The organism is Mycolicibacterium thermoresistibile, from assembly GCF_900187065.1.
In the GTDB taxonomy this organism is placed as follows: Bacteria; Actinomycetota; Actinomycetes; order Mycobacteriales; family Mycobacteriaceae; genus Mycobacterium; species Mycobacterium thermoresistibile.
Window position 1 is genome coordinate 3,504,590 of record NZ_LT906483.1, and the last position, 21,658, is coordinate 3,526,247.

General features: G+C 70.5%; 20 protein-coding genes and 1 pseudogene. 12 read left to right on the top strand and 9 right to left on the bottom strand.

The genetic code is table 11. The annotated features are described in order from the left end of the window. The first annotated feature begins 32 nt into the window (after nucleotides 1-32). Nucleotides 33-551, top strand: a complete 519-nt coding sequence (locus tag CKW28_RS16450; protein WP_040545963.1) for a DNA-deoxyinosine glycosylase — start codon at nucleotides 33-35, stop codon at nucleotides 549-551. On the opposite strand, the gene CKW28_RS16455 is transcribed toward CKW28_RS16450, so the two are convergent. Then, nucleotides 544-1,950, bottom strand: a complete 1,407-nt coding sequence (locus tag CKW28_RS16455; RefSeq protein WP_003923723.1) for an amidase — start codon at nucleotides 1,948-1,950, stop codon at nucleotides 544-546. The genes CKW28_RS16450 and CKW28_RS16455 overlap by 8 nt on opposite strands. Next, a complete protein-coding gene (locus CKW28_RS16460) occupies nucleotides 1,947-2,798 on the bottom strand; it encodes an AraC family transcriptional regulator (protein ID WP_040545966.1) in 852 nt (283 codons plus the stop codon). The genes CKW28_RS16455 and CKW28_RS16460 overlap by 4 nt, the downstream gene beginning before the upstream one ends. 26 nt (nucleotides 2,799-2,824) lie before the next feature. On the opposite strand from CKW28_RS16460, the gene CKW28_RS16465 reads away from it, so the two are divergent. Both CKW28_RS16465 and CKW28_RS16470 read left to right on the top strand, forming a co-directional pair. Next, nucleotides 2,825-3,298, top strand: coding sequence for a VOC family protein (locus CKW28_RS16465; RefSeq protein WP_003923721.1), 474 nt, complete (start codon nucleotides 2,825-2,827; stop codon nucleotides 3,296-3,298). 31 nt (nucleotides 3,299-3,329) lie between these two features. Continuing rightward, nucleotides 3,330-3,770 carry an HIT family protein gene (locus CKW28_RS16470; protein ID WP_003923720.1) on the top strand — a complete coding sequence of 147 codons (441 nt, stop codon included), beginning with the start codon at nucleotides 3,330-3,332 and terminating at the stop codon, nucleotides 3,768-3,770. A gap of 21 nt (nucleotides 3,771-3,791) precedes the next feature. Here the strand turns inward: CKW28_RS16470 and CKW28_RS16475 are convergent, their stop codons facing one another. Together CKW28_RS16475 and CKW28_RS16480 are read right to left on the bottom strand one after the other, a co-directional pair. Continuing rightward, nucleotides 3,792-4,829, bottom strand: a complete 1,038-nt coding sequence (locus tag CKW28_RS16475) for an LLM class flavin-dependent oxidoreductase (RefSeq protein ID WP_003923719.1) — start codon at nucleotides 4,827-4,829, stop codon at nucleotides 3,792-3,794. Nucleotides 4,830-4,836: 7 nt separating this feature from the next. Beyond that, nucleotides 4,837-5,724, bottom strand: a complete 888-nt coding sequence (locus tag CKW28_RS16480; protein ID WP_003923718.1) for a uracil-DNA glycosylase — start codon at nucleotides 5,722-5,724, stop codon at nucleotides 4,837-4,839. 75 nt (nucleotides 5,725-5,799) lie between these two features. Here CKW28_RS16480 and tap point away from each other — a divergent pair, with 75 nt between their 5' ends. Further along, nucleotides 5,800-7,053, top strand: coding sequence for a multidrug efflux MFS transporter Tap (gene tap / locus CKW28_RS16485; protein WP_003923716.1), 1,254 nt, complete (start codon nucleotides 5,800-5,802; stop codon nucleotides 7,051-7,053). On the opposite strand, the gene CKW28_RS16490 is transcribed toward tap, so the two are convergent. After that, on the bottom strand, nucleotides 7,050-7,715 hold the full coding sequence (locus CKW28_RS16490; protein ID WP_003923715.1) for a winged helix-turn-helix transcriptional regulator: 666 nt from the start codon (nucleotides 7,713-7,715) through the stop codon (nucleotides 7,050-7,052). The genes tap and CKW28_RS16490 overlap by 4 nt on opposite strands. Before the next feature lie 78 nt (nucleotides 7,716-7,793). Here CKW28_RS16490 and CKW28_RS16495 point away from each other — a divergent pair, with 78 nt between their 5' ends. From CKW28_RS16495 to CKW28_RS16520, 6 genes are all read left to right on the top strand, one after another. Further along, entirely contained in the window at nucleotides 7,794-8,273 is a 480-nt protein-coding gene (locus CKW28_RS16495; protein ID WP_003923714.1) for a DUF3237 domain-containing protein, read from the top strand. A gap of 9 nt (nucleotides 8,274-8,282) precedes the next feature. Then, nucleotides 8,283-9,647, top strand: coding sequence for an FAD-binding oxidoreductase (locus CKW28_RS16500; RefSeq protein ID WP_003923713.1), 1,365 nt, complete (start codon nucleotides 8,283-8,285; stop codon nucleotides 9,645-9,647). Between the two features lie 154 nt (nucleotides 9,648-9,801). After that, a complete protein-coding gene (locus CKW28_RS16505) occupies nucleotides 9,802-11,253 on the top strand; it encodes an LLM class flavin-dependent oxidoreductase (RefSeq protein ID WP_040545962.1) in 1,452 nt (483 codons plus the stop codon). 23 nt (nucleotides 11,254-11,276) lie between these two features. Next, nucleotides 11,277-12,308: a methionine ABC transporter ATP-binding protein gene (locus tag CKW28_RS16510; RefSeq protein WP_003923711.1), complete on the top strand. Its 1,032-nt coding sequence runs from the start codon at nucleotides 11,277-11,279 to the stop codon at nucleotides 12,306-12,308. A gap of 38 nt (nucleotides 12,309-12,346) precedes the next feature. Then, the gene (locus tag CKW28_RS16515) at nucleotides 12,347-13,012 is read left to right on the top strand and encodes a methionine ABC transporter permease (protein ID WP_050811864.1); all 666 of its coding nucleotides are present in this window, start codon (nucleotides 12,347-12,349) and stop codon (nucleotides 13,010-13,012) included. A 12-nt stretch (nucleotides 13,013-13,024) separates the two neighbouring features. Continuing rightward, complete coding sequence (locus CKW28_RS16520) at nucleotides 13,025-13,918, top strand: MetQ/NlpA family ABC transporter substrate-binding protein (protein WP_003923709.1); 894 nt, start codon at nucleotides 13,025-13,027, stop codon at nucleotides 13,916-13,918. 4 nt (nucleotides 13,919-13,922) lie between these two features. On the opposite strand, the gene CKW28_RS16525 is transcribed toward CKW28_RS16520, so the two are convergent. From CKW28_RS16525 to irtA, 3 genes are all read right to left on the bottom strand, one after another. After that, nucleotides 13,923-14,915: an NAD(P)H-dependent flavin oxidoreductase gene (locus CKW28_RS16525; protein WP_003923708.1), complete on the bottom strand. Its 993-nt coding sequence runs from the start codon at nucleotides 14,913-14,915 to the stop codon at nucleotides 13,923-13,925. A 63-nt stretch (nucleotides 14,916-14,978) separates the two neighbouring features. Next, nucleotides 14,979-16,718 carry a mycobactin import ATP-binding/permease protein IrtB gene (gene irtB, locus CKW28_RS16530; RefSeq protein WP_003923707.1) on the bottom strand — a complete coding sequence of 580 codons (1,740 nt, stop codon included), beginning with the start codon at nucleotides 16,716-16,718 and terminating at the stop codon, nucleotides 14,979-14,981. After that, nucleotides 16,715-19,441, bottom strand: coding sequence for a mycobactin import ATP-binding/permease protein IrtA (irtA, locus tag CKW28_RS16535; protein ID WP_040545965.1), 2,727 nt, complete (start codon nucleotides 19,439-19,441; stop codon nucleotides 16,715-16,717). Before irtA ends, irtB begins: the two co-directional genes overlap by 4 nt. Before the next feature lie 129 nt (nucleotides 19,442-19,570). On the opposite strand from irtA, the gene CKW28_RS16540 reads away from it, so the two are divergent. Together CKW28_RS16540 and CKW28_RS16545 are read left to right on the top strand one after the other, a co-directional pair. After that, a complete protein-coding gene (locus CKW28_RS16540; RefSeq protein WP_040545961.1) occupies nucleotides 19,571-20,791 on the top strand; it encodes a cytochrome P450 in 1,221 nt (406 codons plus the stop codon). Next, complete coding sequence (locus CKW28_RS16545; protein ID WP_003923704.1) at nucleotides 20,788-21,351, top strand: TetR/AcrR family transcriptional regulator; 564 nt, start codon at nucleotides 20,788-20,790, stop codon at nucleotides 21,349-21,351. Before CKW28_RS16540 ends, CKW28_RS16545 begins: the two co-directional genes overlap by 4 nt. On the opposite strand, the pseudogene CKW28_RS16550 reads toward CKW28_RS16545, so the two are convergent. Next, a pseudogene (locus CKW28_RS16550) lies at nucleotides 21,336-21,650 on the bottom strand (SIP domain-containing protein); the annotation flags it as partial. The gene CKW28_RS16545 and the pseudogene CKW28_RS16550 sit on opposite strands and share 16 nt — an antisense overlap. Nucleotides 21,651-21,658: the final 8 nt, after the last annotated feature.

The window sequence follows — 21,658 nt, forward strand, 5'->3', positions numbered from 1 at the left end:
GTGGTCCGTCCCGAAAGCCCGGAGGTCCGGCCCTGAGCGAACCGCTGATCCACAGTTTTGCGCCGATCGTCGGGGACCGGCCCCGGCTGCTGATCCTCGGCAATGTGCCCGGTGTGCAGTCGCTGAGGGCCCAGCGCTATTACGAGACCCCGCGAAACGCGTTCTGGCGCATCATCGGCGAGCTGCTGGGCTTCGAGCCGGACGCACCGTACGACGTCCGGCTGGACGCGGTGCGCGCCCGGTCGGTGGCGGTGTGGGACGTGCTGCGGTGCTGCCGCCGCAAGGGCAGCCTGGATTCCGCTGTCGAGCGGGACAGCATGCAGCCCAACGATTTCGGCGCGTTCTTCGCCGAGCATCAGACGATCACCCGGGTGGTGTTCAACGGTGCGGCCGCCGAAGCCAACTTCATCCGGCTCGTCGGCGCCGATCCCGGCATCGAGTCCGATGTCGAGTTCGTGCGCGCCCCGTCGACCAGCCCGGCGCAGACCATGCGCTACGACGACAAGTTGCGGGCCTGGCGGTCGGCGCTGACGCCGGTCTGCCTCAGCTGATCGGCGGGCGCATCGGGGCCCACGGCCGCACCGCCTCGATCTGGGCGGCCAGCGCCAGCAGGGTGGCCTCGTCGAACGGCCGGCCGACCAGCTGGACCGAGGTGGGGATGCCGTGCCGGTCGCGGCCAAACGGCACCACGGCCGCCGGTTGTCCGGTCAGATTCCACATGGCCTGAAAGGGCACCCGCGCGGCGACCGCGGCCAGGGTGGAGACCGCGCCGCGGCGCTGGTAGGCCCCGATCCGCGACGGTCCGGTCGCGGTGCCCGGAGTGAGCACCACGTCGACGTCATCGAAGATCGACTGCACCCGCCGCACCAGAGCGGGCTGCCGCACCCGGATACCGGCCAGCCGACGATCCGAGACCAACCCGCCGATCCGGGCGAACGCCCGGGTCCGCCGTTCCAGCCGTTTCGGGTACGGCAGCATCTGCACATCGTCGTGGACGCCGCGGAAGTACCGCGGCAGCGCGTTCCCGAACACCGCGGCCGGCGGATAGTCCGGATCCCGCCGGATGACGTCGTGGCCGAGTTCACGCAGCAGCCGCTCCGCCGCGTCGACGGCCGCGCGCTGCGCCGGCCCCACCCGGGCCAGCAGCGGCGGCGGCACCTTGGTGCTCACCGCGATGCGCAGCCGCGCCGGTCGGCGGGCCGCCGCCGCGACGAACCCGCCGGGCGGCGCGGGGGCGGTGGTCGTGACGTCCAGGAACACCGCCGCATCCTCGACGGTACGGGTGATCGGCCCGTTGACGCTCAGACCGCACCACGCCTCGTCGTGCGGGGCCAACGGCACCCGGTCGCGCTGCGGTTTGATGCCGAAAAGCCCGTTCCAGGTGGCCGGGATGCGGATCGACCCCATCCCGTCGGAGCCTAGCGCCATGGCGGCCAGCCCGGCGGCCACCGCCGCCCCGCTGCCGCCGCTGCTGCCGCCCGGTGCGAAGTCCGGGTGCCACGGGTTGCGGGTCGCGCCGAACGTGACGGTTTCGGTGAACGGCCAGATCATCATCTCCGGCACCGTGGTCTTCCCGAGGATCACCGCGCCGGCCTCACGCAGCCGGCGCACCACCTCGGCGTCCTGTTCGACGGCGGGTCCATGCGCGCTGGTGCCGTAGGTGGTGGTCTCCCCCGCGACGTCGACGTCGTCCTTGATCGCGATCGGCACGCCGAGCAGCGGTGCCCGCTCCCCCGCGTCCAGCCGCTGCTGCGCCGCGGCGGCCTCGCGACGGGCGGACTCGGCGCACACCACCCGGTAGCTGCGCAACTGCGGGTCCAGCCGCGCGATGCGCTCCAGATACCCGTCGAGCAGGGCCGGGGCGGTGAGCGTCCCGGCCGCCAGCAGGCGGGCCTGCTCCGCGGCGCCGACGAAGGCGGTGTCCTCGAAATCGGTTGTGCTCGTGGTCATGTCCTGCTCCGATAGCGGTCGGCGTATTGCGCCGGGGTGCACCCCAGCATGGCCCGGAAGTCGTTGATGAAATGCGGTTGGTCATACCAGCCCAACCGCACCGCCAGGTCGGCGAAGTCCACGTCGGGCGAACTCTCGATCTCCAGCGCGGCCTGCTGCAGCCGATACCGGCACAGCACCCACTTCACCGGCACCCCGACATACCGGCGAAAGATCCGCTGGGTGGTGCGCACACTCCACGGCGCGTGCTCCATCACCTGATCGACCCGGTGCATCCGGTCGTCCTCGCGGATGCGGTCCAGCAGCCGGGTCAGCGCCACGTAGGTGGTGTCGGGCGCGCCGCGGTGACCGCCGATCACCGTGTCCAGTTGCTCCGCGACCGCGGTCAGCTCATCGGAAATGATTGTGCCGATGGATAATTCGCCGGATAATTCGTGTTCCGCCCGGACCACCCGGCCGGTGTAGGAGGCGGCGTCGCGGCCGAATCGGGCGGTGAAACCACCGGGTCTGAACCGGGCGCCCGCCACGGCGCCGCGCTCGTTCAACGTGATGCGGAACACCTGCGGAACGACCCCGTGGATCAGCGTGGCCGGAAGCGAAAACCCGTGCCGGACACCGTCTTCACCCCACTCGTGGGTCAGGTGCATGACCGGGAAGCTGATCACGGTGCTCGGCTGGGGCGGCCGGTCGCGCAGATCCCAGCTCACCGCCCAGAAGTGCTCGACGAACGGCGCCGCCTCGGCCGACGGTTCCCAGCGGTACAGGTCATAGACCGAGGCGTCGACCGCCCGGCCGACCACACCGCGGACCGGGGCGACCGGCGGTGACGCGTTTTTCCAAGCACCCACGGTCACCAGGCTACGAAACTGGCGCCATGAGCAACCCCATTCCCGAGGGCTACACGAGCCTCACCCCGTTCCTGTGTGTCAACGACGCCGCGGCCGCCATCGATTTCTACGTCGAGGTGTTCGGCTCCACCCTCGTGGAGCGCACCGACACCCCCGACGGCGGGGTCGCGCACGCGGAGCTGGACTTCGGCGCCGGGCGGTTGCAGCTGGGTGACCCGAACCGGGCGTATCAGATCGCCGCACCCGACCCGACCGCCCCGGCGACGCATTCGATCGCCCTGTACTGCAGCGATGTCGACGCCGTGGTGGCACGGGCGGCCGCAGCCGGCGCCACCGTCCGGGAGCCGGCGCAGACGTTCGTCACCGGGGACCGGTTCGCGTCGATCGTGGACCCGTTCGGGCAGCGCTGGTCGGTGATGACCCGCGTCGAGGAGGTCACACCGGAGGAACGGGACCGGCGGCTGGCCGAGTGGATCGCGCAGACCGCCGCACAGAACTAAAAGCGGTCCGACCGGCCGCTAACGTGGCGGTATGTCTTGTGTGTTCTGCGCCATCGTCGCCGGTGACGCCCCGGCCATCCGCGTCTACGAAGACGACGACTACCTCGCCATTCTGGACATCCGGCCGTTCACCCGCGGGCACACGCTGGTGATCCCCAAGCGGCACACCATCGACCTGACCGACACCCCGCCGGAGACCGTGGCCGGCATGGTGACCCTCGGGCAGCGCATCGCCCGCGCGGCGCGCCGGTCCGGACTGCACGCCGACGGCAACAACCTGGCGATCAACGATGGCAAGGCCGCCTTCCAGACGGTGTTCCACATCCATCTGCATGTGGTCCCGCGCCGCAACGGCGACAAGTTGTCGTTCGCCAAGGGCATGGTGTTGCGCCGCGATCCGGACCGGGAGGAGTCCGCTCGGCTGTTGCGGGAAGCGTTGGCGCAGTTGGACACCACCCCGTCGGCGGAGTGAGCGGATCCCCGCAGAACCGCTCTAGAACAATTCTTTCGCCAGCAGTTCCAGGGTCGCCTCGCGGGCCGGTGCGGTCGCCGGGTCGGTGCCGCGCCGGGCCGTGGCGACCGGATTGACCATGACCTCGTCGACGTCGAACTCGGCGGCCAGCGCCCGGACCTGCTCGGCGGCATCGGCCGGGGTGCCGGCCACCGCCCGCCGCGCGCCCGCCTCGACGACCGCCCGCTGTTGCGGGGTGAGCGGCCGCTGCTCGGCGTCTTCGACCAGGTCCAGCGCACCGAGCGGCTCACCGGTGCGCAGCCGGGCCATCATCTGCAGCTGGGGCAGCAGCAGCGCCATCGCCTCGTCGCGGGTGTCGGCGACCACCGCGTTGACGGTCAGGAAGGTCAACGGTTCCGGCGTGTGCTTGCCGGGCCGGAAGTTCTCCCGGTAGATCCGCAACGCCTCGGCGGTGCCCTGACCGCTGAAGTGGTGGGCGAACACATAGGGCAGCCCCTTGGCCGCGGCCAGATGCGCCGAATACGTCGACGAGCCGAGCAGCCACAGCTGCGGCACGCTCACCGCTTTCGGGGTGGCCTTGAGGATGTAGCGCTGTTGCGGGATCGGCACCCGTACCCCGTGCGGGCTCATCAGCGCGACGATGTCGTCGAGATGGTCCGGAAACGCCTCGATGTCGCGGTCGTCGCGGCCGGCGGCGCCGCGCAGGGCCAGTGACGTCACCGGGTCGGAGCCGGGTGCGCGGCCGATGCCGAGGTCGATGCGGCCCGGGTGGGCGGCCTCGAGCAGCGCGAACTGTTCGGCGACGGCGAGCGGCGCGTGGTTGGGCAGCATCACCCCGCCCGACCCGATCCGCATCCGGGTGGTGTGCGCGGCCAGATGCGCGATGAGCACCGGCGGGCTGGTCGCGGCCACCGCCTCCATGTTGTGGTGTTCGGCCACCCAGTAGCGGGTGTAGCCGAGCCGGTCGGCGGTCTGTGCGAGCTGGGTGGACGCGGTGAGCGCATCGGCGGTGGTCTGGTCGGTGCGCACGGGAACGAGGTCGAGGACGGAGAGCCGCATGTCCGGGTCAACGCCGGGCATCACCGTCACCTTCCCGTCGTCCTGCGATTTCGGCGTGGTCGCGGTCGCTGAGCGAACGTTGGCACGCCGAAATCGCAAGGGTGAAGACGTCGTCGAGCATCGCCGGGGTGAGTTTGCCGGTGAAGGTGTTCTGCTGGCTGGGGTGATAGCAGCCGATCAGCGTCACCGGACCGTGCGGGCCCGTCAACTCGGCGGTCGCGCCGTGCCCGAACTTCGGCGCGGGTCTGGGCACGTCCCCGATCATCTGCAGCGCCGCCCGCCACGCGAAGCCGCCGAGCGCCACCACCACCCGGACATACGGGCCGGTGAGCCGCCATTCGGCATGGAGCCACGGCGCGCAGGTGGCCCGTTCGGCCGGGCTCGGGGCGTTGCCCGGGGGCGCGCAGCGCACCGCCGCCGCCAGCCGGGTGTCGTACAACTCCAGCCCGTCGGCGGCGTCGACGCACTCGGCCTGGTTGGCCAGGCCGACGCGGTGCAGCGACGCGAACAGGAAATCACCCGACCGGTCGCCGGTGAACACCCGCCCGGTGCGGTTGCCGCCGTGCGCGGCGGGCGCGAGCCCGACGACCAGGATCCGCGGCCGTACCGCACCCCAGCCCGGAATCGGCCGGCCCCAGTAGGGCTCGTCGGCGTACGACCGCCGCTTGACGGTCGCGGCCTCCTCACGCCACTGCACCAGCCGCGGGCAGGCCCGGCACACCGACACCAGCGCGTCGAGTTCCTCGATCGTCTCGACCGCCCCGGCCAACGCCTGCACCTGGGCGGCGTTGGCGGCGACGGCGGTGTGCGGGGTGGCCGGGTCGCCCGGCCACCCGGAGCCGGGTGGTACCGGCGACTCGAACACCGCGCCGGTGCGGGGGTGCGGGTGGGTCACCCCTCCACTGTGCCGGGTGGGACGAATTCGTTCGCCGGGATCGGATCGGCGGCGTAGATTTCCGCACCGATAGCCATGAGCACCAGCACCCGCGGCCCCGTCCTGCTGATCTACTCCGCGGCATTGACAGCCGGTGCCGGCAACGGCATCTCGATCATCGCGTTCCCGTGGCTGGTGTTGCAGCGCAACGGCTCCGCGCTGGAGGCGTCGGTGGTGGCGATGGCGGCCACCCTGCCGCTGCTGGTGGCCACCCTGTTCGCCGGGGTCGCGGTGGACTATCTGGGGCGACGCCGGGTGTCGATGATCTCCGACCTGCTGTCGGCGCTGTCGGTGGCGGCGGTGCCGGTGATCGCGCTGACATTCGGCGTGCAGGCGGTCAATGTGGCGGTGCTGGCCGCGCTGGCCGCGCTGGGTGCGTTCTTCGACCCGGCCGGGATGACCGCGCGCGAGACGATGCTGCCGGAGGCGGCCGCGCGGGCGGGCTGGACGTTGGACAAGACCAACAGCGGCTATGAGGCGATCTTCAACCTGGCCTACATCGTCGGGCCGGGTATCGGCGGGCTGTTGATCGCCACGCTGGGCGGTGTGAACACCATGTGGGTGACCGCGGCCCTGTTCGTGGTGTCGATCGTGACGATCGCGGCGCTGCGACTGGAGGGCGCCGGGCTGCCGGATCGCGCTCTGCTCACCGACAGTGTGCTGGCCGGCATCGTCGAGGGTCTGCGGTTCGTGTGGCGCACCCCGGTGCTGCGGGCGCTGCTGATCGTCGATCTGGTGGTCACCGGCCTGTACATGCCGATGGAGAGTGTGCTGTTCCCGAAGTACTTCACCGACCGCGACGAACCTGCCCACCTCGGCTGGGTGTTGATGGCGTTGTCGATCGGCGGGCTGACCGGCGCGCTGGCCTATGCGTGGGTGTCGCGGTTCGTCAGCCGCCGGGCCACGTTGATCACCGCGGTGCTGACGCTGGGCGCCACCATGACGGTCATCGCGTTTCTGCCGCCGCTGCCGCTGATCCTGGCGATGGCGGCGGTCGGCGGTTTCGCCTACGGGCCGATCCAGCCGATCTACAACTACGTGATGCAGACCCGCGCGCCGCAGCATCTGCGCGGCCGGGTGGTCGGGGTGATGGGCTCGCTGGCGTATGCGGCCGGCCCGCTGGGGCTCGTCATCGCCGGCCCGCTCGCCGACTCCGCCGGTCTGCGGGTCACCTTCCTGGCGTTGTCGCTGCCGATGGTGGCGTTGGGTTTGATCGCGATCGGCCTGCCGGTGCTGACCACGCTGAACCAGCCGGCCGCCGACCAGATCGACCTGCAGTTCGACGATTAGGACCGATCAGGCACCGCCCGGCCGGCGGGCGCGGTGACCACCTCGGCCAGCCGCCGCAGCGCGTCGGCTCTCCCGTCGACGCGCAGGCGGCCCTGCGCCACCAGTTCGGCCGCCCGGTCCGGGTGCAGCGCCGCGGCCAGCACCTCGGCCGCACCGGTCAGCGTCACGTCGACGGCGGTGTCGTCGTCGAGGTCCTCGACGGCGTCGGCGCTGATGCGCACCGCCGCCGCACCCTCGGGGGTGACCAGCCGCACCGACAACGGCGGCCCGGTGCGGTCCGGCCGGACGTGGGCACGTACCGCGCGGGCCAGCCAGTGCGGACGCACGACGTCGCCGGCCCGGCGGGTCTCCAGCAGGGACCTGCCCCACCGGATGAACGCGTGGACCACGGCTTCGAGCGCCGCGCCGTCGGCGGTGAGTTCATAGACGGTGCCCGACGCCGGTTTGGGCAGCTCACGCCTGCGGACCAGGTGGTGCTCCTCGAGGTGGCGCAGCCGGGTGGCCAGCATGTCGGTGGCGATCGGGCGCAGCGCCGTCAACAGGTCGCTGTACCGCCGGGGACCGTCGAGCAGCTCCCGCACGATCAGCAGTGTCCAGCGGTCGCCGACCAGATCGAGGCTCTTGGCCAGCGCACAGTGCTGGCCGTAGGTCCGGGATGCCATGACCCCAGCCTACTTGCCAATTGGAAATTTCAAGTTCGTGCTTGCTTTCTCCAAGCACACCGGCGTAGCGTCGTCGGGATGACACTGGTCGACATCGACGCCCGCCCGGCGCTCGAACATCTTCTCGACATCCGCATCGGCTTCCATCCGGCGCAGATCATCCCCACGCCGGTCGGCATCCGGATGTCGTACGCCATCCGGGAGGGCCGCTTCGCCGGCCCCGACATCCGCGGTGCGGTGCTGCCCGGCGGCGGCGACTCTGTCCTGCTCGGCACCGATCAGGTGGCCCGGCTGGATGTGCGGGCCACCCTGCGCACCGACGACGGCGCCCTGATCCACCTCACCAACACCGGCCGCATCCACATGAGCCCCGAAGCGATGCAACGGTTCTCGTCCGGAGAGCTGATCCGCCACCACGAGTGCTACGGCCGGTCCAGCCCACTGTTCGACACCGACGACGAGCGGGTCACCGGTGGCTCACCGCGCTGCACACGGTGGCGATCAACGAGGTGTCGCTGTCCGCGGTGCACTACCGCGTCTTCGCCGTGCGCTGACTAACATCGGGGCGTGTCTGCAGCGCTGAGCGCCCTGATCGCCGAACTCCCCGACGGGACCGTGGTCACCGACCCGGACATCCTGGCGTCCTACCGCCAGGACCGCGCCCGTGATCCCGATGCCGGGACCCCGCTGGCGGTGGTACGGCCGCGGCGCACCGAGGAGGTGCAGACCGTGCTGCGCTGGGCCAACGCGCACCGTGTCCCGGTGGTGCCGCGCGGCGCCGGCACCGGGCTCTCCGGTGGCGCGTCCGCACTGGACGGCGGGATCGTGCTGTCCACCGAGAAGATGCGTGACATCACCGTCGACCCGGTCACCCGCACCGCGGTCGTTCAACCGGGTCTGCTCAACGCCGAGGTGAAGCAGGCGGCGGCCGAACACGGGCTGTGGTATCCGCCCGATCCGTCGTCGTTCGAGATCTGCAGCATCGGCGGCAACATCGCCACCAACGCCGGCGGGCTGTGCTGCGTCAAATACGGGGTCACCACCGACTACGTGATGGGCCTGCAGGTGGTGCTGGCCGACGGCACCGCGGTGCGGTTGGGCGGGCCGCGGATCAAGGACGTCGCCGGATTGCCACTGACGAAGTTGTTCGTCGGCAGCGAGGGCACGTTGGGTGTGGTCACCGAGGTGACGCTGCGGCTGCTGCCGCCGCAACACCAGGCCAGCACCGTGGTGGCCACGTTCGCGTCGGTGGAGGCGGCGGCGGAGTCGGTGCTGGCGATCACCGCCAGGATCCGGCCGTCGATGCTGGAGTTCATGGATGCGGTGGCGATCAACGCCGTCGAGGACAAACTGCGGATGGGACTGGACCGCAGCGCCGCGGCGATGATGGTGGCGGCGTCGGACGACCGTGGCCCCGCGGGCGCCGAGGACGCCGAGTTCATGGCACAGGTGTTCACCGAACACGGTGCCACCGAGGTGTTCTCCACCGCCGACCCGGACGAGGGCGAGGCGTTCGTCGCGGCACGCCGGTTCGCCATCCCGGCGGTGGAGGCCAAGGGCGCGCTGCTGCTCGAGGATGTCGGGGTGCCGCTGCCGGCGCTCGCCGATCTGGTCGGCGGGGTGGCCCGGCTGGCCGACCACCACGAGTTGACCATCTCGGTGATCGCGCACGCCGGAGACGGCAACACCCATCCGTTGATCGTCTACGACCCGGCCGACGCGGCGATGGCCGAACGTGCCGCCCAGGCGTTCGGCGAGATCATGGAACTGGCAATCGATCTCGGCGGCACGATCACCGGCGAGCACGGGGTGGGCCGGCTCAAGCGGCCGTGGCTGGCCGACCAGATCGGCCCGGAGGCAATGGAATTGCACCGCCGGATCAAGGACGCGCTGGACCCGAACGGCATTCTCAACCCGGGCGCGGGATTCTGACACCTGTTGCGTGACGCTGTGGCGGAGGATCGCGGGCTGCGCCGCCCCGGCGTCACGTGAGACCCCGGGTCCGATCCAACGCTGCGCGTTCGGGTTCCGATCGCGCTGAATGTAACCGGTGACGCGGTCGTCGAGCGCGGGGGAATCTTTCCGCGTGACTCGTGTTATCCGTTTCAACGCCTTCGACATGAACTGTGTCGCCCACCAGTCCCCCGGTCTGTGGAAACACCCGGAGGACCAGTCCTGGCGCTACAAGGATCTCGAGTACTGGACCGAGCTGGCCCGGCTACTCGAACGCGGCCGGTTCGACGGTCTGTTCATCGCCGACGTGCTGGGCACCTACGACGTGTACGGCGCCGGCGACGAGGCGGCGATACGCCAGGCCGCGCAGATCCCGGTCAACGATCCGATGATGCTGGTCTCGGCCATGGCGCTGGTCACCGAACATCTCGGCTTCGGCATCACCACCGGAACCGGTTTCGAACACCCGTACCCGTTCGCCCGGCGGATGTCCACGTTGGACCACCTCACCAAGGGCCGCATCGGATGGAACGTCGTCACCGGCTACCTTCCGGCCGCCGCCCGCAACATGGGGCAGAGCGATCAGCCGGCCCACGACGCCCGCTACGACCACGCCGACGAGTATCTCGAGGTGCTCTACAAGCTGTGGGAGGGTTCGTGGGAGGACGACGCGGTGATCCGTGACCGCGAGCGCGGGGTGTTCACCGATCCGGACAAGGTGCACCACATCGGCCACCGCGGAAGACATTTCAGTGTGCCCGGTGTCCACCTGTCCGAGCCGTCGCCGCAACGGACACCGGTGATCTACCAGGCCGGATCGTCACCGCGCGGGGTGCGGTTCGCGGCCGAGAACGCCGAGGCGATCTTCACCGCGTCGCCGACCAAGGAGATACTCCGCCGGACCGTCAGCACCATCCGCCAGGAACTCGAGATCGCCGGGCGCGACCCGTATTCGGTGAAGATCTTCAATCTGACCACGATCATCACCGCCGAGACCGACGAGGAGGCGCACGCCCGGCACGCCGAGTACCTCGCCTACGGCGATCCGGAGGGCGCGCTGACGTTCATGTCCGGCTGGATGGGCGTGGACCTGGCCCGATACGGGCTCGACGAACCGGTCGGCAACGTCGACTCGAACGCGATCCTGTCGGCGGTGGCGGCATTCCAGTCCGCCGACCCCGATGGCCGGGAATGGGCGGTCCGCGATATCGCCGAGTGGGGCAAGATCGGTGGGATGGGCCCGCGCATCGTGGGATCCGGTTTCACCGTCGCCGACACACTGCAGGAGTGGGTCGAGGAGACCGACGTCGACGGCTTCAATCTGGCCTACGCGATCACGCCGGGTTCGTTCGCGCAGTTCATCGAGCACGTGGTGCCGGTGTTGACCGAGCGTGGCGCCTATCAGCCGGCCTACACGCCGGGTACGTTGCGGCACAAGCTCTTCGGTAAGGGCGACCGGCTGCCCGACGACCACCGGGGCAGCCGGTACCGGGTCGGTGGTCCCCTGTCGACGATCATCGACCGACCCTCGACACTGCCGTCGTCGCCGGCATCGGCGGCCTCCCAGCCGATCAGCGGCCGGTAGCGGATCTCGGACGTGCTGCGAACATGATCGAATTGACCGATCTGACCAAGGTGTACGGATGCGGTGAGCACCGCACCGTGGTGCTCGACCGGATCAACTTCCGGGTGGAGACCGGTGAGGTCCTCGCCGTGGTCGGGCCCAGCGGTGCCGGCAAGAGCACCCTGGCCCAGTGCATCAACCTGCTCACCCGGCCCACGTCCGGATCAGTTGTCGTCAACGGTGAGGACCTGACCACGCTGTCCACCCATCGGCTGCGGGTCGCGCGCCGCCGGATCGGCACGGTGTTTCAGTCGTCGGGTCTGTTGGAACGCCGCACCGCCGCCGAGAACGTCGCGCTACCACTGGAATACCTCGGTGTCACCGCCGCCGAGACGCGGAAACGGGTCGCCGAACTGCTCGACCGGGTCGGGCTCGCCGCACGCGCGAACCATTATCCGTTCCAGTTGTCGGGTGGTCAGCGCCAACGGGTCGGCATCGCACGTGCCCTGGCGCTGCGGCCCTCGGTGCTGTTGTCCGACGAGGCCACCGCGGGGCTGGACCCGACCACCACCGCCTCCGTCGTCGAACTGCTGCGGGAACTGCGTGACGACCTGAACCTGTCGATCGTGTTCATCACCCACGAGATGGACACGGTGCTGAAGATCGCGGATTCGGTGGCGCGGCTGGACCACGGACGGATCGTCGAGGCCGGGCGGCTGGTCGATCTGCTCACCGATCCCGCGTCGGCGCTGGGCGCGGACCTGCGCCCGCAGGGAGCGGCAGCCGCCGCGGCCCCCGGCCAGCAGGTGTGGCAGGTGGTCTACGACACTCCCGATGTGCCGGCGGATTGGATCGCCCGCGTGTCGGTCGACCTCGGTGCTCCGGTGGCGGTGCTGGGCGCGTCGGTGCAATCGATCGGCGGCGTCACCGTCGGTGGCGCGACGCTCGGGATCGATGACGGGTTGAGCCCGCGGGTGCCGGAGGTGTTGCGGCGATACGGCCTCGCCGTCGCCGACAGCGTGACCTCCACCGCGGAGACCTCCACCGCGGAGAAGGAACTGGAGGAAGTTGCGTGACATCCGTACTCGCCGCCGGCACGGTCCCGCTCGACGAGATGGCGGGTCTGTTGTTTCCGGCCCTGCTGGACACGCTGACCATGGTCGGGATCGTGATGACGATCGTGACACTGGTCGGGGTGCCGCTGGGTGCGCTCGTCCACAACCTCGCGCCCGGCGGGCTGTTCGAGAACCCCACCCTGCACACGGTGCTGAGCTGGACCATCAACATCGGGCGGTCGCTGCCGTTCTTGATCCTGATGGCGGCCATCATGCCGTTCACCCGGTTCGTCACCGGCACCAACATCGGAATCGCGGCGGCGGTGGTGCCGATGTCGCTGGCGGGTATCGCGTTCTTCACCCGCATCGTGGAGAACTCGCTGCGGTCGGTGCCACCGTCGGTGGTACAGGTGGCCCGTGCGTCCGGAGGGTCGCCACTGCAGATCATCCGCACCGCCCAACTGCACGAGGCCGTGCCGTCGATCCTCGGCGGCCTGACCATCAACGTGATCGCGATGATCGAGTACTCCGCGATCGCGGGCACCATCGGCGCCGGCGGAATCGGCTACGTCGCGGTCACCTACGGCTATCAACGCTTCGACCAGGGCGTCATGGCCGCCACCATCGTCATCCTGGTCTGCACCGTCGCCGTGGTTCAGCTGATCGGCGATGCGCTCGTCCGCTTCACCACACCACATGCGCGCGCCCGCGCAGCCAGAGTCTGAAAGGGATTTACGATGTCAACCGCCGGCACCCCGGTCGACGACCACGGATTCGAGCTCAAACGACGGCCCACCCGGCTGTGGGTCGCGCTGAGCCTGCTTGCCGTGGTTGCGCTGCTGATCGGCGCGCGGTTCGTGATCTCCGGAAACTCTCAGTCCCCGAACGAGATTCCGGGGGCGACACTTGTCGTCGCCAGCACCGAGAGCAATGCCGCCGAACAGGCGCTGATCGAGTTCGTCGCCCGCGAGGTCGCACCTCGTTACGGCATCAAGGTGGCGTTCCGCGGTCTGGCGGACAGCAACACGATCAACCGGGCGGTCAGTGAAGGCGAGGTGGCCGCCACCACCTATCAGCACAGACTGTGGCTCGGGCAGGTGCTCGAGGCCAATCCCGACTTCCGGGAGGAGGCGGCGGCGCCGATCTTCCGGTGGGCGTTCGGCATCTGGTCGGACAAGTACACCGATGTGGCCCAGATTCCGGACGGAGCGACCATCGCGCTGTACTCGGATCCGGCCAACGAGGCACAGGGGCTGTGGCTGCTGGAACGCGCCGGTCTGATCGAACTGGATCCGGCGGTGGACAAGTGGACCGCCACCCAACGGGACATCGTCGCCAACCCGAGGAATCTGAAGTTCACCCTGTTCGACTTCGCCGCGCAGACCCGGGCGCTGCCCGATATCGACGCGGCGGTCGGCTACTCCGAGTTCTACATCGCCGCGAAGGTGCCGCTGGAACGGCAGATCTTCGCACCGCCGCCGCCGGACGAGTTCGCCGCGGTGCTGACCATCGGCAGCAGATGGGCCGACACCGACAACATCAAGAACCTGGTCGCAGCGTTCCGGGATCCGGCCGTGCAGGAGTTCCTGGCCACCGATCCACGGGTGAAGCACATCCTGCTGCCGTTGTGATGCGTCAGACCCCCTGCGCGGGGCTGAGTTCGGCCACCGCGTCGCGGGCCGGGATGACGGCGGCCATCCGCAGCACCGACTCCCCCGCGTACAGCGCGGTGCGGTCCACCCAGGCCGCCGGCATCGCCCGGGTGGGGGCCGCGGGTGAGAACAGCGGCAACGCCGGGCGCTGCCACCGCACCAGCACCGCCGGCGGGACGTCGCCCAGGCGGGCCATGAATTCGCTGCGTGCGTTGATCCAGACCGGCAACCGTTTCGCCGTCCCGGACGCATCGCACCAGCGGCGGGTGGCCGCATTGCCCACCACCCGGTGCGGGGCCGGCCACCCCAAACCGAAAAGCATGGTGCGGTAGGTGGTTTCGGCCTCCAGCAGGCGGCGCTGATACTCCGGATGCGCACCGGATTCGTGGGTGAGCAGGAATCGGGTCCCGGCCACCACGGCGTCCGCACCGGCATCCAACGCCGCCCGGGTGTCGGCGGCGGTGGCAACACCACCGGCCAGGAACACCGGCCGGCCGCCGGCGAGGTCGCGGGCTTTCGGCAGAAAGGCCGCCGCAGGTGATTCACCGACCAGGTGTCCACCGGCCTCGGCCCCCTGGGCGATCAGCGCGTCGACGCCCCAGTGCAGCGCCCGGCGCACCTGATCGGCGGTGCCGACCATGGTGAACACGAACACCCCGGCGTCCCTGAGCTCCCGCACCAGCGCACGGTCCCCGCCGAACGCGACGACCGCGACGTCGATCCGCTCCTCGACGCACACCCGCACATGGGGGCGCCGGACGAACGGCATCAACAGATTCACCGCGACCGCCCGGCCGGGGGCTTCGGCGCGGACCCGGCGGATCCCGTCGCGCAACCGGTCGGGTGCGGTCAGCCCGAGCGTTCCGAGACCGCCGGCGTCGGCGACGGCGACGGCGAGTTCCGGCCCCGCCAACCCGCCACCCATACCGGCTTGCGCCACCGGAACGTCCAGCCGCAGGCGGTCCAGGACATCCACGCCCGGCAACCTACCGTGTGGCCGCGGCCGGGTCGAGCGCGGGTGATCCGGTGGCGAGGAGCGTCACCGCGCCGTCGACCCGATCGCCCACTCCGACGCGGCCTGCTGCTGTGCCCAGAACTGGGCGAAACGCCCTCCGGCGGCGAGCAGTTCGTCGATGGCTCCGTCCTCGACCACCCGTCCGGCCTCGACGAACAGCACCCGGTCGGCGTGCCGGATGCTGGCCAACCGGTGCGCGACGATCACCCGGGTGCGGGGGCGGGGATCGGCGGTCAGCGCATCGACCACGGCGGCCTCGTTGGCGTTGTCCAGCGCACTGGTCGCCTCGTCCACCAGCAGCACCGGCGCCGGTTTCAGCAGTGCCCGCGCGATGCTCACGCGCTGGCGTTCACCCCCGGACAGCGCGGTGCCGCCCTCCCCCACCACGGTGGCGTCGCCGTCGGGCAGCCGGTCGAGGAGTTCGTCCACCCGCGCCAGCCGCATCGCCGCGGTGACGTCGTCCGGGTCGGCTTCCGGATCGCCCACCAGCACGTTGTCCCGTAGGGTCCCGTCGAACAGATACGGGTGCTGGAACACCACGCTCACCGCCGCCCGTCGCGCCTCCGGGTCCAGGGTGGTGACGTCCACCCCGTCCAGCAGCACCCGCCCCGATGCCGGCTGCTGCAGACCGGCGATCAACGACAGGATGGTGGTCTTCCCCGAACCGGACGGCCCCACGATCGCGGTGGTGTTGCCCGGCCGCAGCGTGAAGCTGACCCCGTCGAGCACCACCTCATCGCCGTAACTGAAACGCACATCGTCGAATTCGATGCTCGGCGCGGCGCCCGTCCGGTCCAGCCGGCGGCGGCCGGCGGGAAGTGTCGGCGCGTCCAGCACCGCCTGGATGCGGTTCAGCGTGGCCCGGGTCGTTTCCAGCGCCGGCGCCAGATCGGCGATCGCCGCGAACGGTTCGAGGTAACGGACCAGCACCACGATCAGCGCGATCGCCTCAGGCACCCCGAGTTGACCGCGCACCGTCAACCAGACGGCCATGCCGGCGAATCCGATCAGCGCCACCTGGCCGGCGAGGCTGAACAGCACCTGGCCGGGGATCTGCATGGTCAGCAGCCGCAGGCCGGCGCCGTGCTGCGCCGCCAGCGCGCTGCCCACCTGGCTGCGTGCCGGTTCCACCCGGCGGGCCGCCCGCAGCGCCTGCTGGGTGCGGGCGAACTCGATGATGCGTTCGGTGAACGCGGAATTGGTCTCACCGGCCACCTTGTCGGCGGCCCGGCTCAACCGGCCGGACAGGGCCAGCGCCCCGAACAGCACCGCGACCCCGGCCAGCGCGGCCAGCCCCAGCGGCACCGACACGAACAACAGCGCGACGCCGATGGCGGCCGGCAGCAGAGCCGCGCCGATCAGGGGGGTGAGCAGGTTGACCACCAGCCCGGCCAGTTCCGGCCCGGTGGCCGCGATCGCCTGCCGCGCCGTGGCGGTGTTGTCGGGGGTGAACCAGCTCATCGCGACGTTCGGGAGCCGGTCGGCCATATCGTGCTGGGTGCGGCTGAGCACCGCGAATCCCAGATCGAACCCGAGCCGGGCGGTGTTGGTGTCGGTCACCCAGCCGGCCAGGGTGACCGCGGTGAGCCAGCCCAGCCACAACCAGGCGTCCGACGGGGTGTCGCTGAACAGTGCGGCCAGCAACGGGATGAGCAGCACCGCGCCGACCGCGCGCAGCAGCACCGACAGCAGGGTCAGCACCGCGTATCCGGCGACGGCGCCACGCTTCTCGGCCGGGACCAGTCTCAGCAGGGTGCGGATCATCGGCCCACCTCCACCGCGTCGGCGCTGACCGGCCGGCCCGCGTCCGGGCTCGAATACCGCCCCGAATCCCAGAGCCCGCGGTACCGGCCACCCGCGGCGAGCAGTTCGTCGTGGGTGCCGACCTCGACGATCCGACCGTCGTCGAGCACGACGATCTGGTCGGCGTGGGTGATGGTGTGCAGCCGGTGTGCGATCACCAGTACGGTGCGGTCCCTGGTCAGCCGGTTGATCGCCTGCTGCACCAGGTATTCCGATTCCGGATCGGCGAACGCGGTGGCCTCGTCGAGCACCAGCACCGGGGTGTCGGCCAGGATGGCACGGGCGATCGTCACCCGCTGCCGCTCACCCCCGGACAGCGCCGATCCGGCGCCCAGCACGCTGTCGTAGCCGTCGGGCATCCGGGTGATCCGGTCGTGGATCTGGGCGTCCCGCGCGGCCGTCCGGATCCGCTCGAGACCGGCGTCCGGTTCGGCCAGCGCGATGTTCTCCGCGACGCTGCCGTGCACGAGCTGGGCGTCCTGCAACACGAACCCGACCCGGCGGTACAACTCGTCGGCGGTCAGGGTCCGGATGTCGCGGCCGTCCACCCGGATCGCGCCCTGGGTCACATCGTGGAACCGGGCCACCAGGGCGGCCAGCGTCGATTTACCCGATCCGGACGGCCCGACCAGCGCGGTCACCGTGCCCGGACGCAGCGTCAGCGTCACATCCCGGATCACCGGGACACCCGGCCGGTATTCGAAGCTGACCCGGTCGAGTTCGACGGTGCCCGGTCGGGCCTGATCGCCGGAGGCGTGATCGGTCCCGGCCTGGCCGGTCCGGTCCCGGACGACGAGTTCGGGTTCGTCCAGGACGGTCTGGATCCTGCGGGCGGCCAGCATCCCGGTCTGGATGCCGCTCAACCCGTAGCCGATGCCCAGCAGCCGGGCGCCGAAGGTGGTGCCCAGCAACAGGAACGGCAGCAGGTTCACCGGATCCATCCGGCCGGTGACCACCAGCGGCACCCCGGCGACCAGGATGATCCACAGGAAGGTCGCCGGCCTGGTCACCAGGTCCATCAGCGTCTTCTTCCCGACGAACGGGCGTTGCCAGGACACCAGGAAGTCGATGTAGTCGTCGAGCCGGCGGCGGAACCGGGAGGCCGCGGCGCCGCCGAAGATCCGGATCACCGGCTGGCCCTCGAGGAAGGCGCCCGCCTCCCCGCCCATGCGCTCGGCCCAGCGGGGCGCCTGGGCGATCTTCGATCCGGACTGGATCGTCATCACCGACATCAGCACGAGATAGACCAGCACCGGAATGAACAGCACCAGCGCCACCCGCCAGTCGGCCACGAACAGGTAGACCAGCACGGCCACCGGGGCGACGACGGCCGCGACCGCATCCGGGATGGCGTGGGTGATCAGATAGTGCAGGGCCAGGGTGTCGTCCTGGACGAGTTGTTTGGTCGACGCCGACCCGCGCCGGGTGAACCACCCCAGCGGCAACCGCGACAACTTGGTCAGCAACCGGCCGCGCAACTCATGGGCGAATCGGGCGTCGACGCGGTGCAGCCACAGCGTCATCGCGGCGGCCAGGACGGCGCCCAGCCCGATCAGCGACACGGCGGTCAGACCCAGCGTCCACAGCCGTTCCGCCTCCGCACCGCCGAGCAGCAGCCGGGCCAGTTCGACCAGCAGCACGAACGGCGCCAGTTCGATGAGGGTGATCAGGGCCTGCAACACCCCGGAGACGATCAGCGGCTTCTTCAGCGGGGCCAGCAACCGGCTGCCCGCCTCGGCGCGCCAGCGGCCACGCACCGGTGTGCGCGGCTGCGCGGCACCCGGGGCCGGCGCAGCCTGGGGAGCGCCCGTGGTGGCCGCCGCCGGGGCGGCCGCGTGCTCGGGGGTGCCCGCCCCGCTCGCGGCGGCAGGCTTCGCGGCGGCTTTCGCGGGTGCAGTCTTCGCGGCGGGTTTCGCGGGTGTGGACGTCTCGCCGCGGGAGGAGCCCATCGCCCGGCCCTCGGTCCAGTAGGCCTGGGCGTAGACCTCCCGCTTCGGGAAACCGAATTCGTCGCGCAACCGGGTGCGGACCTGTTTGAGCGCGCCGGCCTCCGGGCCGGCCCAGCAGTACCAGTTCGACCAGTCCCGGAGCTCCAGGGCCGCCGCGAGCGAGGACGCATCGTCGCGGGACACCCGGTGCACCCGCAACCGCGGGTGCTCGGCCAGCGGGATCAGCACATCGTCGTCGTGATGCTGTTCGAGGTACAGCTCGATCGGGATGTCGTGCGGAACCACCTCGATGATGCCGTTGATCGCCGGGGTCGAGGCCGAGTCCCCGATGAGCAGATAGCCGACCGGCCGGTCCTCGGGGTCCTCCGGGACGCTGAAACCCCGCGACCCCATCGACATGACCGCGATGGTGGCGCCGGGCTCGACGGTGCGGGCCCATGTCGAGGCCGGCCCGGCGGGTTCGTGCAGCACCATGTCCACCGCGAACCGGCCGGTCTCCGGGTCGGATTCGGTGATCGTGTAGGCGCGCTGGAACTCGGTGTCGGACCCGTCCGGATCGGGGAACCAGAACCGCAACCAGGAGGTGGGTTCGACGATCACCTCGTCGAACAGCGTCGGCGACACCAGCCGTACCCGCACGAAATGCGGGGCGATGTACTCCTTGTCGACGACGGTGGCCTGATGGTCGCGGGCACCGAGCCCGCGCAGCATCACACCCTGAAATCCGCGTGCCATCGGCATCTCCTCCCGACCGGGCGTCGGATTCACCCGCCCAACTGAGGTTAGCCTCACTTGCCCTGACCGCGGGGCTCCCCCTCCGGCCGGACCATTGACACGATACGGTCGATGTCCTATCAATGAGACATGACAGCAGGTGTGTCTCAGACGCCGGTTCGGTTCACCCTGTCCACCGCCGCCACCTGGTCGGATCCGTGGCCGATGTACGCCGCGTTGCGCGACCACGACCCGGTACATCACGTGGTGCCCGAGCACCGGCCCGAACACGACTACTACGTGCTGTCACGGCATGCCGACGTGTGGCGTGCCGCCCGGGATCACGAGACGTTCTCGTCGGCGCGGGGCCTGACCGTCAACTACGACGAGCTCGAGCTGATCGGGCTGGCCGACAACCCGCCGTTCGTGATGCAGGATCCGCCGGTCCACACCGAGTTCCGCAAACTGGTGTCCCGCGGCTTCACCCCGCGGCAGGTGACAGCGGTGGAACCGGCGGTGCGCCGGTTCGTCGTCGAACGGATCGAACGGCTGCGGGCCGACGGCGGCGGCGACATCGTCGCCGAACTGTTCAAACCGCTGCCGTCCATGGTGGTCGCCCACTACCTCGGGGTGCCGGAATCCGACCGCGCCCAGTTCGACCGCTGGACCGACGCCATCGTGGCAGCCAACACCGGCGCCGACGGTGTCATGGGCGCCGGCGCGGCGGTCGGTGAGATGATGGCGTACTTCACCGAGCTCATCGAGTACCGCCGCCGCGAACCCGCCGACGACACCATTTCGCACCTCGTCGCCGCCGGGGTGGACCCGCTGCCGGTGCTGGCGTTCACCTTCACCATGGTCACCGGCGGCAACGACACCACCACCGGCATGCTCGGCGGGACGATGCAACTCCTGCACCGCCGGCCCGATCAGCGCCGCCTGCTGGTCGAACGACCGGAACTGATCGCCGACGCGGTGGACGAGTTCCTCCGGCTCACCTCCCCGGTGCAGGGGCTGGCCCGCACCTCCACCCGGGACGTCACGATCGGCGACACCACCATCCCGGCCGGCCGCAAGGTGTTGCTGCTGTACGCGTCGGCCAACCGCGATGAACGCGAATTCGGCCCGGATGCAGCCGAACTCGACGTCACCCGCCGGCCCCGCAACATCCTGACGTTCAGCCACGGCGCCCATTTCTGCCTCGGTGCGGCCGCGGCCCGCATGCAGTCACGGGTGGCGCTGACCGAGCTGCTGGTTCGCTGCCCGGAGTTCAGCGTCGACGAGGACGGGATCACCTGGGCCGACGGCGGCTATGTGCGCCGCCCGCTGACGCTGCCGGTCCGGATACCCGGTCAGGCGCCGCGCCGATGACCGGGAACTGGTTGGCCGACCGGCGCACCGAGGTGGCGGCCGAACGCATCCTCGACGCCGCCCACGAACTGTTCACCCGCCACGATGCCGCCACCGTCGGCATGCGCGACATCGCCCGCGCGGCCGGCTGCTCCCGTGCCACCCTGTACCGCTATTTCGACAGCCGGGAGGCCCTCCACACCGCCTATGTGCACCGGGAGGCCCGCCGGCTGTACCGGGAGCTGGGGCCGCGGCTCGCGGCGATCGGCGATCCGCAAAACAGGTTGATCGAGGGCATCCTCGCCGCACTGGACGCCGTTCGGGAGAACCCGGCGCTGTCGTCGTGGTTCGCCGCCGGGCACCGTCCGGTCGGCGCGGAACTGGCGGACCGCTCCGAGGTCATCCACGGCCTGGTGGCGGGTTTCCTGCGCTCGCAGGGTTTCGACGACGACGGGCGCCGGGCCCGGTGGCTGGTGCGGGTCATCGTGTCGCTGTTGCTGTTTCCGGGCCGCGACGAGGCCGAGGAACGCGCGCTGCTCGAGGACTTCGTGGTGCCCGCGGTGGCTCAGGCCACCGAATAGGCCTGCGCCCGCATCGACCTGCGCGACATGCCGTACTCCTCGCGCAGGACCTTGGCCACCGCCCGGGTGGTCCGGTTGTCGCAGGCGACCCAGGCGAATCGACCGGCGGACTCGAGACCGGCCGCGCGGATGGCCTCCACCAGCGCCTGGCCGTCGTTCGTCCGGCCCACCCAGGTGACGCCCGTGCTGCGCAGCACCGGCAGGTGCCTGTCGTCGTCGTGGCGGGCCTCGAGGAACACCCGCGCCGGCGCGTCCCCGATCGCCGCCAGCAGCGCGTTGATCGCCGGCAGCGACGCGGTTACCCTAA